This window comes from Haladaptatus sp. AB618, from assembly GCF_024136965.1.
Taxonomy (GTDB): Archaea; Halobacteriota; Halobacteria; order Halobacteriales; family Haladaptataceae; genus Haladaptatus.
In genome coordinates, this window is sequence record NZ_JAMYJX010000005.1 from 294,537 (window position 1) to 307,983 (window position 13,447).

Below are 13,447 nucleotides of genomic sequence, written 5' to 3' on the forward strand. Positions count from 1 at the left end.
AATTATACTCGCTTTTCGTGTGTGATTATAGAACACGATACGACGGAACGACGGCGCGCCGTCGTTCCGAATCCGACCATCGGTGCACCGGCAATCGGTACTCCCTACCGAACCGGCTCTGTCTCAGTACGTCTCCGAGGGCTCGGCGGGGCCGCGGAAGACGGAGTAGACGACGGCGAAATACACCACCACTATCGGCAGGATGAACGCGGCGGCGACGGTCAGCATCGTGAGCGGCAGGCTCGAAACGACGCCTTCCTGCACGGTCAACCCGGCGGCCGGGTCGATGGCTGGATACAGGAGGTTGGCGACGAACGCGACCAGCGCGTACGGGAGACCGGCGGCGGCGACGAATCCAGCCCGGAACCGCTCCGCTCTCGTGGCGACGACGAACCCGCCGACCAGCAGGACGGAGACGACGACGCTGACGATCGATATCGGCGATACGAGCGCATCACGCAGGTCCGGTCGTGTCAATGCCAGGTAGCCGATGACAACGACGACGAGCGCGAGGTACACGAACGAGAGACGGCGACCGTATCGCATCATCTCGGAGCGCAACCCGCCCCGCGTCTTCAGGCCGAGGTACGCGGACCCCTCGACGAGCGTGAGCGCGACGAGCGTCAGTCCGAAGGCGAGTGCAGCGATGGAGACGATTCCCGAAGCACCGAGCACCCAGTTGGCCGCGAACATGCCGAGGAAGAACGGTGCCGTCGTACTTCCGACGACGAATGCCCGTCCCCACCATCGGTGCCAGCGGTCGTCCGAACGCTGTTCGTACAACTCCGGTGCGATTCCCCGGAGGATGAGTGCCGCGAGGATGGCGAACATCAGGAGGTAGTAGCGGCTGAACAGTCCGGCGTACGCGGCCGGGAAAACGGCGAAGAGCGCCCCGCCGAACACGACGAGCCATACTTCGTTACCGTCCCAAACCGGTCCGATGGCGGCCAGCAGCGTCTCGCGTTCCTCCTCGTCGTCGAGGGTGGCGAACAACATGCCGACGCCGAAGTCGAACCCGTCAAGGAACAGGAACGTCCCGAGGAGCACGAACACGAGCGCGAACCAGAGGTTGGCGAGATCAATCATCCACGGCCACCTCCTGACCGGGCGTCTCGCGGTGTGTCCGTTGCACCTCGGGTGCCCCGCCCCGGATGATACGGCGGACGACGTATCCGTACACGACGAGGAGCGCCGAGTACGCGCCGACGAAGCCGAGAAGCGTCAGCGTCGCTTCCCCGCCGGTGAGTCCGGACGAGACGCCAGCGCTCGTCTTCATCACGCCCTGCACGACCCACGGTTGACGGCCGACTTCGGTGACGATCCACCCGACCTCGACCGCGAAGAATCCGAGCAGGGACGACCAGATGAGTGCACGGAGGAAGCGGTTATCCTCGAACAGTTCGCCCGCCCGCCAGCGGAACCCGCCCCACAGTGCGAGGGCGATGAACCAGAAGCCCAACCCGACCATCAGGCGGAACGACCAGAAGACGATGGCGACCGGCGGAGACCCTTGGAACTGGTTGAGTCCCGTGATTTGAGCCTGTGAGTTGCCGCCGCTCACGAGCCACGATGCCCCACCGGGGATACCGATGCCGAAGATGTCCTTCGCCCGTGGGTTGAGGATGTCGCTGAGCGACGTCGGGAAGGCGACGATGTACTCCGGAACGTACGACGCGGTTTCCCACACCGCCTCCATCGCGGCGAACTTCTGTGGTTGCGTGATCGCGACGTGGCGGGCGTACGCGTCGCCGTGAATGACCTGCAACGGTGCGGTGATCAGCATGGCGACGAGCGCGATCTTGAGCGTCGCACGCCAGAATCGCTCGTCGTTGGCCCGTCCGCTTCGGATGTAGTACGCCGCGACACCGGCCATGAACAGCGCGACCGAGAGGACGGCCGCGTTCTGCATGTGAACGAACATCCACGGGAATCGCGGATTGGCGTACGCGGCGATCGGGTCTACGAGCGTGATAACTGGGTGTCCGTCCTTCATCGCCACCGAGTACCCGCGTGGCGTCTGCATCCACGAGTTGGCGACCAGAATCCACACCGCCGAAAGCCACGTGCCGAGTCCGACCAGAATGGAGGAAAGCAGATACAGACGGTCCGAAACGCGTTCCCGGCCGAAGACGAAAATCCCGAGGAACGTCGCTTCGAGGAAGAAAGCCATCATCCCTTCGACGGCCAACGGCCCGCCGAACAGGTCGCCCGCCGCCGCGGCGAACATCGCGAAGTTGGTCCCGAACTCGAACTCGAGAACGAGTCCGGTGACGGTCCCAACGACGAAGCTGACGGCGAATATTCGTACCCAAAACCGTCGGAGTTGTTCGTAGATTGCTTCTCCCGTCCGTACCTCCTTCCACGTGAAGTAGACGAGGAACGGAGCGAGCCCCATGCTCATCACGGGGAATATGATGTGTACGATTGTCGTCAGTGCGAATTGAAGTCGGCTTGCGGTCGTCGGATCGAGCATGATACCTCCTGTTTCGAACTTCGTGTAGTATCGGTTTTAGAACACGGCTGATTCTCGTCCCACGATAATCAGTTACTGGGAATCATAAATGTTCGGCCCATAACAAGTCCCACCAGTACAGCTTTGAGTCTCGGTGGCGTGTGTTATCCGGATGTACGAACGGATTTTACTGCCCACGGATGGAACGCCGTCCACCGAGCGGGCCATCGAGCAAGCACTCGAACTCGCTGACATGTGCGGCGCGAGCATTCACGTCCTGTCGGTCGTCGATAAGACCATCGTCCCGACGGACGTTCGTGCCGACATCCTTTACGACGAACTCGAATCGGAGTGTGCGGAAGCGGTGGCGGAGGTCGAAGCAGCGGCGAACGAGGCGGGAATCGACGTGGAAACGATGATAGAGCACGGAACCCCGTACAAGATCATCCTCGACTACGTCGACGAACACGACATCGACTGTATCGTGATGGGAACGCACGGGCGCAAGGGACTCGACCGATATCTCCTCGGGAGCGTCACCGCGAAGGTCGTTCGCCTCTCGAAGATACCCGTGCTGACGGTCAGAATGAACGGATATGGGTGAACGGGGAGAATAAGTCGGGAAGTCACGACCCCGGATCCGGTATAATCTTGCGTTTCAGGCCGTTAAGACGGGATTTATCGTCATAGACTTTTGTCGGATGACGCCGTAGACGGTTTCGGGTGTACGAGAAAATGAGAGACACGCGAATTGACACGCCGAGAACGGACACGGGCGGATGAACGTTCTCGAAAGCATTCGAATCAGCTGGCGGAACATCCGCGAACACAAACTCCGCTCGACGCTGACGACGCTCGGCGTCATCATCGGCGTGGCGGCGGTCATCACGTTCGTCACGCTCGGCGCGAGTTTACAGGCGGATATCGTCAACACCGTCGCGGGCGGAAACGCGGCGACGATGTACGTTTCGGCACAGTCGCCGAGTCAGAACGGCATCCCCAACTTCGGGGGCACTGGCGGACAGACGATCTTTACTCAGCACGATGTCGATGGCATCCGGTCGCTCGACGGCGTGCAAGCCGCCGTTCCGGAGAGTGGTATGGCTGCTTCGACGGTAGCGTTCAACGGGACGAGCGTCGGCCGTCAGTGGGTGGTCGTCACGTCACCGTCGTACTTCAGCGTGAAGGACCAGCAGTTTGTCGCCGGGAAGTCGTTCCGGAGCGGGAAACGTGAAGTCGTCCTGAACGAACCGGCCACGCGAATGTTCGGTGACGGCAACGTCTCCGTCGGGGACAAGATCACCGTTACCCGTGCGGCTACCGGTCAACAGATAAACGCGACGGTGACGGGAGTCGTGAAGGCCTCGGGCGAAAGCACGTTGGGTATCAGCAGCGGCCCGACACCGCGGATTTTCGCGCCGACCGATCCCTTCTATCAGCGAACGGTGAACAGTCCGGCAACGAACAGCACGCAGCGGGTGTACGGTCGCATCCTCGTGCTCTCGAACGACCCCGCCCGCGTGGATGCGGTCCAGGGCCGCGTCTACACGTACCTCGGGGAGCACTCGGACGCACGAAAACTGAAATCGCAGAATTACAAGTTCAAGGTGACGACACAGGAGGAACTCGTCAATCAGGTCAAACGGGTTAGCGACACGTTCACGGCGTACATCTCCGGCATCGCCCTGATCTCGCTCATCGTCGGTGCCATCGGCATCGCGAACATCATGCTGGTGAGCGTGACCGAGCGGACCCGCGAAATCGGGATCATGAAAGCCGTCGGCGCACAGAGCGCCGACGTCCTCCAGTTGTTCCTGTTCGAGGCGATACTCCTCGGCATGTTCGGGTCCGCGTTGGGTGCGCTCGTCGGGTACCTGGGCGGCTACGTCGCCGCACAACTCATCGGACTTCCGCTCACCTTCCGGGTGGAGTGGTTCGGAATCGCGGTGGTGGTCGGCGTCTTCGTCGGCATCGTCGCGGGAATCTATCCGGCGTGGGACGCGTCCCACACGAACCCCATCGACGCGCTCCGCTACGAGTGAGACGGGTGTGTTGGATCGCTGGGAGAAGATGTTTGGGCGGCCTTGGTCGCTCAAACCGTTCACGTGAACTGTTTCAGCAGTTCCAAAAACGACCGCGACGGAGCGAACTGTTTTTTTGCCGTTCGTTCGGAAAATCGGTCGCCTCACAACAGCGCGTTACCCAGTACGGAACCCGTACCTACCTTCCCTTCATCGTAGGTATTGCTTGCTATCTCACGGATAGCCACTGGATAACAAAGAGTGAATCCTGCGATAGTTTTCTCCGAACGAGAACCCGGCCGCTCCTCCGCTTCGGAGCGGTCGCTCCCCACTACACACTATGGCTAGTCATCAGACGGATTCGAAAACGACGCAGGAATCGCGAGGGTTGAGCTACGAGTTGCCATGGCTCATTCCCGCGCTTTTAGCCGGTGTCTGTGTGCTGTATTTCTACATCGGGACACATCCGTACGGGTCGTTCGGTGCCGGACTGTACTTTCACATCGCCGAACAAATACAGACCAACGGCTACGTTCTGCCGAAGACGATTCCGAATTACACCCCCGCTGGCGTCCCGTTCGCGTACCCGCCGTTCATGTTCTACGTGGTGGCTCTGCTCCAGAACGTGACGCATCTGGATGCGTTCACCATCGCACGGTTTCTCCCCGGATTGGTTTCGGTCGCTTATCTCGTCCCGCTCTACTTCCTTGCGCGAGACCTGTTCGGTTCGCGCCCGCAAGCGTCGCTCGCGACGCTCATCGTCGCCGTCAGCCCGCCAGTACTCCAGTGGCACATCTCGTCCGGTGGCATCGTTCGAGCCCCGGCGATGCTGTTCTCGCTGGTGGGAATATATGCCGGATTACACCTCTTCCGTGACGGGGATGAACGATGGCTCGCGCCCGCATTGATCGCGTTCACGCTCACCGTGCTCACTCACCCGATGTACACCATCTTCTTCGTCATCAGTTTTCTCCTGCTCTACGTGCGGTTCGACAGGTCGCTTCGCGGGATGGGGTACGGCTTGATCGTCGGTCTCGGCGGCCTCGTCCTCACGGCACCGTGGTGGTTGTCGGTCATCGCCATGCACGGTTCGTCCGTCTTCAGCGGCGCGGCCGGAACCCACGGCGGCCTCGGCGGTGCGGTTCCTGCGTTGTACGCGCTCCTCAGGCAGCAGATACACGAGCCACCGTTCCTCTCGGTGTGGCACTTGCTCCCCGTCGTCGGGTGTCTCTGGCTCGTCTGGCGGAAGGAGTACTTCCTCCCCGCGTGGCTGGTCGTCATCATGGCGACGATGGACGAGGCTCGATTCGTCTTCCTCATCGGGGCGCTCATCAGCGCCCGGTTTATCTTCGAGGGCATCCTTCGATGGATCCGGAAATCGGCGTCCGTCGGTCGGAACGAAATCGTCACCTTCTCGGTCGTGTTGCTCGCCACCATCGGCCTCAGCGGCGGGATGTTGTACGCGACGGGCGGACTGAACGCTCACGCTGGCAGTCCGTCGCTGCCGGGGTTCGTCGATAACAACGACGTGGAGGCGATGTCGTGGGCCAGCACGAACACCGACCCGTCGGCGCAGTTCGTGGTCCTCGGCGACGCGGCGGAGTGGTTCCCACAGCAGACACACAGGACCATCGCCGTCGGGCCGTGGGGCGTCGAGTGGAAGGGCCATCAGCAGTATCGCTATCAGTTACATCACTTCCGGACGTTATCCCGGAGCCACACCGCCGCGGCGCTGACGAGCAAACTGATGCGGATGGACGTTCACCCGCAGTACATCTACGTGCCGAAGGGAACGTACACGATTCGCGGCATGCGACACACCCAACCGTCGATGATGCTGTCAACGATGCAGTCGTCGCCGCAGTATCATCTCGTGTTCGAGAACGACGGCGTCGCCATCTACGAGATGGCTGACGGCTGGTATCCGTCGGGTCCCGGACCGAGCGGACCGATGCCGGTGTGAGAACGTGGGATTCCGTTTCGACGCGAATTTTCTATCGTGGCTGTGAACACCGGCGGGAAATCTGTCGCTCAAACTGCCATGAAAGATAAGTCATGACCCTTCCTATCCACGGGTCGTACAGATTTCTTCAAAACGGAGTAAATTATGTCAGGACATTCACCACAGTCGGAGAAGGTACGCGTCGGCGTCATCGGCGGCGGATTCATCGGAACGACCGTCGGCCGTGCGTTCGAGGAGGATCCACGTTCGACCGTCGTCGCCATCGCGGACGTGAGCGAGGCGGCGCGGGAGGAAGCAGGAAACGCCCTCTACGTCGGCCAAGGCGCGCGCTACGAAAGCCACGAGGCGATGCTCGACGAGGAGGAACTGGACGCGGTGCTCATCGGGACGCCGCACGTCTTCCACTACGAACAGATCATGGACGCGCTGGACCAGGGGCTTCACGTCCTCTGTGACAAGCCGCTCACGACCGACCGCGAGAAGGCCCGCGAAGTCGTTCAGCGGAGCGAGGCGGCCGAGGATCAAGTGCTGATGGTCGGCTACCAGCGGCACCTGAACGAGGCGTTCGTCAAGGCGCGCGAGCGATGGGCCGAAACCGATCTGTCGCCGAACTTCATCACCGCGGAAATCACGCAGAACTGGATCTCCCGGTTCGAGGACGCGTGGCGAACCGACCCCGACCTCTCGGGCGGGGGAAACCTCTACGATACGGGAAGCCACCTCGTCGACGCTGTCCTCTGGACGACGGGCCTGACGCCCACCTCCGTCCAGGCGAACATGACCTTCGCCGACGACGAGGACCGGGTGGACGAGTGTGCTCAGCTAACCGTCGAGTTCGAGAACGGTGCCTCGGCGAGTATTTCGGTGTTTAGCGACGCGCCGTGCGTCCGCGAGCACATCCACATCTGGGACGACGACGGTGCCGTCTACCTCGAAGGACGACAGTGGGAACCCCGGCAGTTGACCGAAATCCGTGCCGACAGCACGGACATCGTCCCGTACATCGACCACAAGTTGAGCGACGAGAAGGCGGCCGTCTTCATCGACTGCATCGAGAGCGGAGCGACGCCGCCAGCGACCGCACGGGACGCGTACGCCGTAACCGCGCTCACCGAAGCGGCCTACGAGTCGGCCCGGAGCGGCGAGCGCGTGTCGATAGACCTCGACTGACGGTCGTTTACCTCGCCGCTTTCATCCGTTTTTTCTCCTTCGAGTGACGACACTCGACAATGACGAACCGAGCGTGGAATCGGCTTTCGAGCGTGTCGGAGTACGATACGCTGTTGTTGACGGCCGGAATCTGGTTTCTGGCGAAGTTCCTCCGCTTTTCGTTTCCGGCGCTGTTTCCCACCTTCCGGACGGAGTTCGGCGTCTCGAACGCGTTTCTGGGCGGGGTGTTCACCGCGACGATGTTGGGCTACTCGCTCATGCAGTTCCCCAGCGGCGTTCTCGCGGACCGATTCGGGGCCGTTCAGGTCATTGCCGCCGGGGCCGTGCTCGCGGCCGCCGGAGCGCTGGTGCTCGGATTTCACATTCCGCTCGTCGTCCTCATCGTCGGCATGCTCCTCGTCGGCCTCGGGACGGGCGTCCACAAGACCGTCGCAATCCGGTTGCTCTCGCGCGTCTATTCGGAGCGAACCGGCCGCGCGCTCGGCCTGTTCGACACGCTCGGTGCCTTCGGCGGCGTGGCGGCACCAACGGCGGTACTGTTCGTCACCGGGATGGGAAACTGGCACGCGCTCTTCCTCGTCGGGGCGGTGATGGGTCTCCTGCTCGCGGTTGGCGTCGTCGTGTACGTTCCGCGCCGGACGGGAACCGCGGACGCCGCCGATTCGGCGGACGCGGCGAGCGCGACCGATGGCGGGGAATCGACGGGGTCGTTCGAACCGCGGCGCTACCTCGCACTGTTTCGAAGCCGCCGGTTCACGCTGTTCGTCGGCGTGACGGTTTGCTTCAGCTTCGCGTACAACGGCGTCGTCGCGTTTCTCCCGCTGTATCTCACCACGCACGGGCTCTCGGATTCGACGGCATCGCTGGTCTACAGCCTGTTGTTCGCCGTGAGTCTCGTTCAGATCCTTACCGGCGACCTCTCGGACCGGATCGGACGGCTTCCGTTGGCGATGGCCGTCCTCGCCGTCGCCGCGGGCGCACTGGGGGCACTGTCGGTGGTCGGCAACGCGAGCGCATTCGTCTTCGGCGCTATCGTCGTCGCGCTCGGACTCGGTAGCCACGGATTTCGTCCGATCAGGGGGGCGTACCTCGCGGCGTCGATTCCCGAGGACGTGGCCGGTGGCGGACTCGGCATCGCCCGAACTATCCTGATGGGTGTCGGTGCGCTGGCCCCCGCGGTCGTCGGGGTGCTTTCTGACGCTACCGGGTTCGGGGTGGCGTTCGGTCTCCTCGCGGTCACGATGGCAGGTGGGGCGCTCTTGGCCGGTGTGACCGCGATGGTCGAGCGCCGCGTGACGTCGCCGTTATCCGACGTAACGGGCGGCGACCCACGTTAGCAGTGCGAGCAGGGCGAACGGGACGATTACCAGGATGAGACTCAGATACTGGTAGAGTAGGTTCCGCGGGTACGGCGTATTGAAGAAAAAGAGGAGGAAGAAAAACCCGAGGATGACGAGGGGAACGATGTTCACCACGATGTCGAGGAGGGTTTCACGGTCGAACGGTGAGTAGGACATCAGTTCTCACCACCCGTGCTGTCCGATCCGCCATCGGTTCGCCCGCCGTCATCGCCACCGTCCGCCGCGAGGGCGGTTTCCTGCTTCTTCTCGAACCACACCCATTCGGGCGAGAGCATCCCTTCGGCTTCCAACTGCCACGGGTCGCCGGTCGTGACTTTCGCCCCGTCGAGCCACGACTGGGCGATGTTCCAGACGAAGATGACCTGACCGATGGCGAGGATAAATGCCCCGACGGTTGCGACCTCGTTCCACGTCGTGAATTGTGGAAGGTAGGTCGCGTACCGGCGCGGCATCCCACCGTAACCGAGGAACAACATGGCGAAGAACGTCACGTTCGAACCGACCATCGTCAGCCAGAAGTGCCAGTGAGCGAGCGACTTGTTGTACATCCGTCCCGTGATGAGGGGGAACCAGTAGTACACCGCTCCAAAGAGGGCGACGGCGATGGCCCCCATCACGAGGAAGTGGAAGTGACCGACGACGTAGTAGGTGTCGGTGAGTATCAGATCGACGGGAATCGCGGCGAGGAAGACGCCGGTGACGCCGCCGATGATGAAGTTCTGCACGAACCCGATCATGAACAGCATCGGCGCGGTCAATCGGAGGTTCCCGTTCCACATCGTCGTGATCCAGTTGAACGTCTTGACGGCGCTCGGCACCGCGATGGCCAACGAAACGGCCATGAAACTGAGTCGGAGTCGTGGGTCGATACCAGTAGCGAACATGTGGTGGGCCCAGACGCCGAACGAGAGCACGCCGATGGCCAGCGTCGAGTAGACGACGAACTTGAACCCGAATAGCTTCCGACCCGCGAACCGTGGTAAGATGAGGCTCACGAGTCCCATCGGCGGCAGGACGATGATGTACACCTCCGGATGGCCGAAGAACCAGAAGAGGTGTTGCCACAGAATCGGTCCGCCACCGCCGGTTGGAGCGTAAAACGCCGTCCCGAAGTTTCGGTCGAGCAGTATCATGATGATGGCGCTCCCGAGCATCGGGAATGCGAAGAGGACGAGACCCGCCTGCGTGAGCACCGTCCACGAGAACAGATCGAGGTTCTCCCAGCCGATGTTCGGGCCGCGCTCGGTGAAGATGGTGGCGATGAAATTTATCGCACCCATCGTGGTGCTGATGCCGGAGAGGTGTAATCCGAGGAGCATCAGGTCGGTCGCCGGACTCGGTTGTTGTACGGAAAGCGGCGTGTACATCGTCCAACTCGTCTGGGACGGTTGGATTCCTGTCCCGAGCGCGCCGAGCGGGAAGCCGACCCAGATGAGGGCCGCGCCCGCCGGAAGCATCCAGAACGCGATGGCGTTCAGTCGCGGGAACGCCATGTCGTCCGCGCCGATGAGTAGCGGGACGAAGTAGTTCCCGAACGCGAATATCATCGGGGTGGCGAACAGGAACAGCATGGTAAGCCCGTGCGTCGTCATCAGGGCGTTGTACTCCGTGGCCGAGAGGATCCACGATTCCGGCTTCAGGAGTTCGACCCGCATCAACATGACGCCGACGCCCGCCCACGCGAACGAGATCATCCCGAGCACGCCGTACAGGATTCCGATATCCTTGTGATCGACGGTCGTCAGCCAGCGCAGTACCCCCGATGGCTTCTGTTCGTAACCGGTTCGTTGCTCGCCGCCTTGCCTCACCCCCCCCTCCAGTGGGTGTGTACGACCGCCAATCTTCCACTTGGAGGATGAAGTAGAAGACCGCGATGAGGAACACACCCATCAGAATGGTGAGCGCTAATGATGTGCTGAACGCTGCCATCGTCAAACAGTCGGTCGGAAAGGAGTAATTCGTTTCGGTGGTTTGTCATTTATTCCGGGGCGACTCGAGTCCCATCTATGACCTGAATTGTGTTCGACGTGAACAGTCACGCGAAAAGAAGGGTCGTCGGAAAGGGGATTACCGGAACGGGAGGTTTCGCTCTACCGCCTCGCTTTTACGGGTCGGGGGAGAGAATCTCCGTCACCGGTCTCCTATTCATTTTGTCGATCGACCGGTTCGTGGACCAACGCGGAAGCATATCCGACGAAAGACCTCTCTTCGAGACGGTCAAAAAAGGTAACATATCGCATACCCATTCTCCCCCGACTCACATGGAACCGAAACGACACACCTGGACCCGGCGAAGCGTCCTCAAACGAAGCGGCCTCACCGTCGCGGGCACCGCTTTTGGGAGTTCGTCGGCCATCGGTGCGGCGAGCGCGACCGAGTGTTGTAAGACCTGTTGGATGGACGTGAAACCCGGTTGCTGTCCGAACAGGATCGACGCGAGGAAAAACGAGGTGTTCACCGTCTACATCGGGTGGCCGAACGTGAAACCCGAGAGCATCCGGTTGCGGCCGTCCTCGACGCGAGTAACGTTCGACACGCCGACCTGCCAGAAGTACCGTAATCCTCGATGGAAGCAGGTCTCCTGTTCCGATATCGAAGGACTCCTCGCGGAAACCGACGGTCGGGCGGCGAGTCCGTGTCACCTGACGGCCAAGGACGTCGATAACGACGGGGATAACGATACGGTGGTGCGGTTCAACAGTTGTGCCCTCGAACTGCGCCACGACGACTGCAACCTGCTCCTCGAAGCCGAAACGGGCAGCGGTTGTCGCCTGCTCGCCATCGATAGCGTCGCGCCGTGCAACTGCGGAACTACCAAGGGGAACTAATCGCGGAACTACCAAGGAGCGCTAATCGCGGAACTGCCAACAGGCACTAATCCTCGGTCGTCCTATTTCGACCGATGAAGGCATCCGATTTACTCGTGGAGTGTCTGGAAGCGGAGGGAGTCGAGTACGTCTTCGGCCTGCCGGGCGAGGAACTCGGCGACGTGCTCTTTTCCATCCGCGATTCCGACATCGAGTTCATCCCGGTACGGCACGAACAGGGCGCGGCCTTCATGGCCGACGTACACGGGCGCGTGACCGGGAAAGCGGGCGTCTGTCTCTCGACGCTCGGCCCGGGCGCGACGAACCTCCTGACGGGGGTTGCAGACGCCCACCTCGATAAGAGTCCCGTCGTCGCCATCACCGGGCAGGCGGGACTGGAGCGACTCCACAAGGAGAGCCACCAACTCATCGACGTGATCCACACGTTTCGGTCGGTGACCAAGTGGAACACCCAACTGAGCGATCCGGAAATCATCAACGAATCGGTGCGAAAGGCGTTCAAACTCGCCCAATACGAGAAACCCGGCGCGACGCACCTCGAATTCCCGGAGGACGTCGCGGCCGAGGAGACGGACGCGGAACCGCTCGCCACCCGTCGTCCGGTCCGCCGTTCCGACCCCGACGAACAGTCCGTCGAGTACGCCGTCGAACTGCTCCAGGACGCCGACCGACCGCTCGTCATCGCGGGTAACGGCGCGGTTCGGGAACAGGCCGCCGAAAGCCTTCGGGAGTTCGTCTCGGAAACGGCCGTCCCCGTCGCTGCGACGTACATGGGAAAAGGGGCGCTCTCCGACGCCGACGACCACTCGCTGTTCACGCTCGACTCGGGCGAAAACGGCGAAGCCGAGGACGCCATTCGGGAGGCCGACTGCGTGCTCACGCTCGGCTACGACATCGCCGAACACGACCCGGAGAGTTGGAATCCCGACCGCAACAAGGACGTCGTTCACCTCGATTCGGAACCCGCCGAGGTGTACGAACATTACAACCCGAACGTCGAACTGGTCTGTGACATCTCCGCCGGACTCGACGCGCTTCGGGACCGACTCGACGTCGCCTGTCCCGCCGGATGGTACCGTGAGCAGCGCGAAGCGCTCGTGGAACAGACGACGCGGTGGCCCGACGCCGACGACCCCCTCTCGGTACGAAACGTCCTCCCCGTCCTCCGCGAGGCGATGGCGGACGACGACGTGCTCGTCTCCGACGTCGGCAGTCACAAGATGGCGATCGCTCAGGATTTCCCGACCTACGAACCGAACACGGTCCTCGTCTCGAACGGCCTCGCCAGCATGGGTATCGGCGTCCCGGGCGGCCTCGCGGCGGACCTCGCGCTCGATTCCGAGGTCGTCGTCGCCACGGGCGACGGCGGATTCCTGATGAACGGCGCGGAGATCGACACGGCGACCCGCCTCGACTGCGATTACACCATCATCGTCTTCAACGACGACGAGTACAAACTCATCACCGAGGAACAGGAGGAGGAGTTCGGCGAACACTTCGGCACCGGACTGACGAATCCCGACTTCGTGAAGTTCGCCGAGAGTTTCGGTATCGACGGCGTCCGTGCCGAAACGTGGGACGAGATCGAGGAAGCGCTGACTGAGGCCGTCGAGAGCGACGGCATGACGCTGGTCGAGATTCCGGTGGAGTGA

Annotated in this window: 10 protein-coding genes and 1 pseudogene; 7 read left to right on the plus strand and 4 right to left on the minus strand. The window is 62.0% G+C overall.

The features are described 5' to 3' along the window. Window positions 1-123: 123 nt before the first annotated feature. The gene (cydB, locus tag NKF26_RS16630; protein ID WP_253227699.1) at window positions 124-1,086 is read right to left on the minus strand and encodes a cytochrome d ubiquinol oxidase subunit II; all 963 of its coding nucleotides are present in this window, start codon (window positions 1,084-1,086) and stop codon (window positions 124-126) included. Then, entirely contained in the window at window positions 1,079-2,473 is a 1,395-nt protein-coding gene (locus NKF26_RS16635; RefSeq protein WP_253227700.1) for a cytochrome ubiquinol oxidase subunit I, read from the minus strand. The genes cydB and NKF26_RS16635 overlap by 8 nt, the downstream gene beginning before the upstream one ends. Before the next feature lie 151 nt (window positions 2,474-2,624). On the opposite strand from NKF26_RS16635, the gene NKF26_RS16640 reads away from it, so the two are divergent. The 5 genes from NKF26_RS16640 to NKF26_RS16660 all read left to right on the plus strand — a co-directional run bounded on the left by NKF26_RS16640 (window position 2,625) and on the right by NKF26_RS16660 (window position 8,943). Then, window positions 2,625-3,056, plus strand: a complete 432-nt coding sequence (locus NKF26_RS16640; protein WP_253227701.1) for a universal stress protein — start codon at window positions 2,625-2,627, stop codon at window positions 3,054-3,056. Between the two features lie 175 nt (window positions 3,057-3,231). Next, the gene (locus NKF26_RS16645) at window positions 3,232-4,494 is read left to right on the plus strand and encodes an ABC transporter permease (protein WP_253227702.1); all 1,263 of its coding nucleotides are present in this window, start codon (window positions 3,232-3,234) and stop codon (window positions 4,492-4,494) included. A gap of 319 nt (window positions 4,495-4,813) precedes the next feature. Next, on the plus strand, window positions 4,814-6,436 hold the full coding sequence (locus NKF26_RS16650) for a glycosyltransferase family 39 protein (RefSeq protein ID WP_253227703.1): 1,623 nt from the start codon (window positions 4,814-4,816) through the stop codon (window positions 6,434-6,436). 144 nt (window positions 6,437-6,580) lie between these two features. Then, window positions 6,581-7,606 (plus strand): Gfo/Idh/MocA family protein, encoded by a 1,026-nt coding sequence (locus tag NKF26_RS16655; RefSeq protein ID WP_253227704.1) that lies wholly within the window; start codon window positions 6,581-6,583, stop codon window positions 7,604-7,606. A 59-nt stretch (window positions 7,607-7,665) separates the two neighbouring features. Next, complete coding sequence (locus NKF26_RS16660; RefSeq protein ID WP_253227705.1) at window positions 7,666-8,943, plus strand: MFS transporter; 1,278 nt, start codon at window positions 7,666-7,668, stop codon at window positions 8,941-8,943. Here the strand turns inward: NKF26_RS16660 and NKF26_RS16665 are convergent. Further along, a complete protein-coding gene (locus NKF26_RS16665) occupies window positions 8,911-9,123 on the minus strand; it encodes a DUF6684 family protein (protein WP_253227706.1) in 213 nt (70 codons plus the stop codon). The genes NKF26_RS16660 and NKF26_RS16665 overlap by 33 nt on opposite strands. Next, a pseudogene (locus NKF26_RS16670) lies at window positions 9,123-10,896 on the minus strand (cbb3-type cytochrome c oxidase subunit I). Before NKF26_RS16670 ends, NKF26_RS16665 begins: the two are co-directional and overlap by 1 nt. Before the next feature lie 332 nt (window positions 10,897-11,228). Between NKF26_RS16670 and NKF26_RS16675 the strand changes: the two are divergent. Beyond that, complete coding sequence (locus tag NKF26_RS16675; RefSeq protein WP_253227707.1) at window positions 11,229-11,795, plus strand: hypothetical protein; 567 nt, start codon at window positions 11,229-11,231, stop codon at window positions 11,793-11,795. Between the two features lie 74 nt (window positions 11,796-11,869). Then, the gene (locus tag NKF26_RS16680; protein ID WP_253227708.1) at window positions 11,870-13,447 is read left to right on the plus strand and encodes an acetolactate synthase large subunit; all 1,578 of its coding nucleotides are present in this window, start codon (window positions 11,870-11,872) and stop codon (window positions 13,445-13,447) included.

Coding starts and splice junctions, on each gene's coding strand:
- cydB (WP_253227699.1), bottom strand. CDS start 1,086: ATGATTGATCTCGCCAACCTCTGGTTCGCGCTCGTGTTCGTGCTCCTC.
- NKF26_RS16635 (WP_253227700.1), bottom strand. CDS start 2,473: ATGCTCGATCCGACGACCGCAAGCCGACTTCAATTCGCACTGACGACA.
- NKF26_RS16640 (WP_253227701.1), top strand. CDS start 2,625: ATGTACGAACGGATTTTACTGCCCACGGATGGAACGCCGTCCACCGAG.
- NKF26_RS16645 (WP_253227702.1), top strand. CDS start 3,232: ATGAACGTTCTCGAAAGCATTCGAATCAGCTGGCGGAACATCCGCGAA.
- NKF26_RS16650 (WP_253227703.1), top strand. CDS start 4,814: ATGGCTAGTCATCAGACGGATTCGAAAACGACGCAGGAATCGCGAGGG.
- NKF26_RS16655 (WP_253227704.1), top strand. CDS start 6,581: ATGTCAGGACATTCACCACAGTCGGAGAAGGTACGCGTCGGCGTCATC.
- NKF26_RS16660 (WP_253227705.1), top strand. CDS start 7,666: ATGACGAACCGAGCGTGGAATCGGCTTTCGAGCGTGTCGGAGTACGAT.
- NKF26_RS16665 (WP_253227706.1), bottom strand. CDS start 9,123: ATGTCCTACTCACCGTTCGACCGTGAAACCCTCCTCGACATCGTGGTG.
- NKF26_RS16675 (WP_253227707.1), top strand. CDS start 11,229: ATGGAACCGAAACGACACACCTGGACCCGGCGAAGCGTCCTCAAACGA.
- NKF26_RS16680 (WP_253227708.1), top strand. CDS start 11,870: ATGAAGGCATCCGATTTACTCGTGGAGTGTCTGGAAGCGGAGGGAGTC.